Genomic DNA, 2,792 nt, shown 5'->3' on the forward strand with positions numbered 1-2,792 from the left:
CTGGCACGACCGAACGAGGTGAACCTCGACGGGATCTTCGCGCACCTGCCCGCCGTGGTGTGGACGAACGCCGGCCCGGTGCATCCGGCCGACTTCGACCGCCTGCGGCCGACGCTGCAGCGCGCGGCAGGGCTCGCTCACGCCCCCGTGAACACCAGCCAGCAGCTCGTAGGGGAGCGTGCCGAACTCGAACCGCTCGGGCACCACGTTGGTCGCCGGCAGCAGCTTGTCGGGAAGGATCCGCTCGAGGAGCTCCGGCCGGGCCGCAAGCACGCCGCAGTGCGGGCCGAGGAACTTGTAGGGCGAGCACACGAAGAAGTCGGCGCCCAGCTCACCGACCGCCGGCAGCTCGTGCGCGGTGAGGTGCACGCCGTCGACGAACACGAGGGCCCCGGCGTCGTGCGCCGCGGCCGCGATCCCGGCCACGTCGGGCATCGTGCCGAGCAGGTTCGAGGCGCCGGTCACCGCGACGACCCGGGTGCGATCCGAGAGCGCCGCGGCCGCGGCATCCGTCGACAGCTCTGCGGTGTCGGGGTCGAAGTCGACCCAGCGCACCGTCGCGCCCGCGTGCTCCGCCGCCTGCACCCACGGCCGCACGTTCGCGTCGTGGTCGAGACGCGTCACCACGACCTCGTCGCCCGGGCCCCACTCGCGTGAGAGGTGCCGCGAGAAGTCGTAGGTCAGCTGCGTCGCGCTGCGACCGTGGACGATGCCGCGGGGGTGCGCGTCGAGCAGGTCGGCCATCGCCAGCCGGAACCGGTGCACGGCCGCCTCGGCCCGCTCCTCCGACTCGCCGATGGTGCCGCGGTTCGAGAGCGGCCCGGTGAGCACGGATGCCACGGCGTCGCCCACGGCGCGCGGGGTCTGCGTGCCGCCCGGCCCGTCGAAGTGCGCCCACCCGCTCTCGAGCGAGGGGAACAGCGAACGGATGCGCGCGACGTCGTAGGCCATGCGGGCAGCCTAATCACGAGGGGCAGGCCGCACGAGCGGGCGTTCGTGCGCGCCTGCGGGCTAGCATGCAGTCATGGGCGGGGTGGGCGCCGAGGCATCCGGTGCGAGGGTCGAGGCGGCGCCGCAGCGCCGGGTCTCGTTCAGCGCGCTGCTCGACGGCTTCTTCTTCGTGTTCGCCGGGCTCGCGGCGATCTGGCTGGCCTTCCTGCTGTTCACCGAGTCGTTCACCTTCGGCTGGTGGGGCATCCTCGGCTTCGTCCTGTTCTGGGCGCTGCTCGCCTACCTCGTGCTGCCGCGCCTGCACCGCATCCTCACCACGATCTACGTGCCCGACTACTTCATCGGTCGTGCGCGCACGAGCGACGGGCTGCTCGGCGATCCCGTGAACCTCGCGGTGCGCGGCGCGAAGTTCATGGAACTCGCCGCCGTCATGGGCGAACACCGTTATGCTGATGACGTTAGCGGTTCCGGATGTCAGGAGTCAAATGATTTTCACCGATGACACGGTCTCGGCGCTGAACTTCGTCGCCGCCCTCGCCGACACCGTGCCCGAGGCCTCCGAATCGGGTGCGGACGAGCTCGCCACGCCCGACCAGCTCGGCGCCCTGCTCGACGCCTGGATCTACTCCGGCCGGCGCGACGGCGACGCCCGCGAGCTCGCCGAGGTCGTCGCCGCGCGCGACCGGCTGCGTGCGCTGTGGGCGCTCGACCGCGACGACGCCGTGGTCGCGGTGAACGAGATCCTCGCCGAGGCGAACGCGGTCCCGCGGCTCGTGCGCCACGACACGCTCGACTGGCACATCCATGCGACCTCGTCCGAGACACCGCTCGCCGAGCGCATCCTGGTCGAGGCCGCCATGGCGCTCGTCGACGTCATCCGCGCCGATGGGACCGACCGCATGCGCGCGTGCGCCGCCGACGACTGCTCGGGCATCTTCCTCGACCTCTCGAAGAACGGCTCGCGCCGGTTCTGCTCCACGCGCTGCGGCAACCGCATGGCCGTGCGCGCCTACCGCGCCCGCACCGCCTGACGACGGCGCCGCACCGCCTGACGACGGCGTGCATGACGAAGGCCCCCGGCCGCACTCGAGAGTGCAGGACGGGGGCCTTCGCAAGAAGTTCGCGGTATCACCGAGAGCCGCATCGCCGCACGGGTGCGGCGGAGTGATGCTTAGCGGCGCAGGCCGAGACGCTCGATGAGCGTGCGGTAGCGGGTGATGTCCACATCGGCGAGGTAGCCGAGCAGACGACGACGCTGACCGACGAGGAGGAGCAGGCCACGACGCGAGTGGTGGTCGTGCTTGTGCTCCTTCAGGTGCTCGGTGAGGTCCTTGATTCGCTTCGTGAGGAGCGCGATCTGGACCTCGGGGGATCCAGTGTCACCGGGGTGCGTCGCGTACTCTTCGATGATCGCCTTCTTGACATCAGCTTCAAGTGCCATAGATGGGATCCCCTTTCTCCTTGTTGCGCGCTGCCCGGGGCCGAATGCCTGGGCTCTCTTGATGCGCGGCCGATTTCACGGCAACCTCAGGAGTCTACCAGAGCGGATGCCGCGTGGCCGCCCACCCGGCGACCCGCTCCCCCGCCCCACGAAGGAGTCCCCATGAGCAAGCCCGTCCTCATCACGATCGGCGTCATCGTCGCGCTGCTCGGCCTGCTCTTCACGCTGCAGGGACTCGGCGTGGTCGGCGGCAGCGCCATGTCGGGCTCGACCCTGTGGGCGGTCCTCGGACCGATTATCGCGATCGTCGGCATCGTGCTCGTGGTGCTGGGCCTGCGCAAGCGCCCCACGCCCTGAGCCGCGCACGTCCGCCGCTCGGCCGCGGCCACCCAGCGCCGCC

The 2,792-nt window shown here is 71.0% G+C and carries 4 protein-coding genes and 2 pseudogenes; 4 read left to right on the forward strand and 2 right to left on the reverse strand.

All coding sequences use genetic code 11. The features are described from left to right. Positions 1-126, forward strand: a pseudogene (locus GH736_RS25655) (2,3,4,5-tetrahydropyridine-2,6-dicarboxylate N-succinyltransferase); the annotation flags it as partial. Positions 127-231: 105 nt separating this feature from the next. Here GH736_RS25655 and GH736_RS20605 read toward each other — a convergent pair. Continuing rightward, positions 232-951: pseudogene (locus GH736_RS20605) on the reverse strand (aminotransferase class V-fold PLP-dependent enzyme); the annotation flags it as partial. Between the two features lie 73 nt (positions 952-1,024). On the opposite strand from GH736_RS20605, the gene GH736_RS25305 reads away from it, so the two are divergent. After that, positions 1,025-1,453 (forward strand): LssY C-terminal domain-containing protein, encoded by a 429-nt coding sequence (locus tag GH736_RS25305; protein WP_235934567.1) that lies wholly within the window; start codon positions 1,025-1,027, stop codon positions 1,451-1,453. Next, positions 1,437-1,982, forward strand: a complete 546-nt coding sequence (locus GH736_RS20615; RefSeq protein WP_159606650.1) for a CGNR zinc finger domain-containing protein — start codon at positions 1,437-1,439, stop codon at positions 1,980-1,982. Before GH736_RS25305 ends, GH736_RS20615 begins: the two co-directional genes overlap by 17 nt. A 140-nt stretch (positions 1,983-2,122) precedes the next feature. On the opposite strand, the gene rpsO is transcribed toward GH736_RS20615, so the two are convergent. Next, positions 2,123-2,392, reverse strand: a complete 270-nt coding sequence (gene rpsO / locus GH736_RS20620; protein WP_159606651.1) for a 30S ribosomal protein S15 — start codon at positions 2,390-2,392, stop codon at positions 2,123-2,125. A 162-nt stretch (positions 2,393-2,554) separates the two neighbouring features. On the opposite strand from rpsO, the gene GH736_RS20625 reads away from it, so the two are divergent. Then, positions 2,555-2,749, forward strand: coding sequence for a hypothetical protein (locus GH736_RS20625; RefSeq protein ID WP_159606652.1), 195 nt, complete (start codon positions 2,555-2,557; stop codon positions 2,747-2,749). The last annotated feature ends 43 nt before the right edge of the window (positions 2,750-2,792 follow it).

This window comes from Agromyces humi (assembly GCF_009720255.1).
Classification (GTDB): domain Bacteria; phylum Actinomycetota; class Actinomycetes; order Actinomycetales; family Microbacteriaceae; genus Agromyces; species Agromyces humi.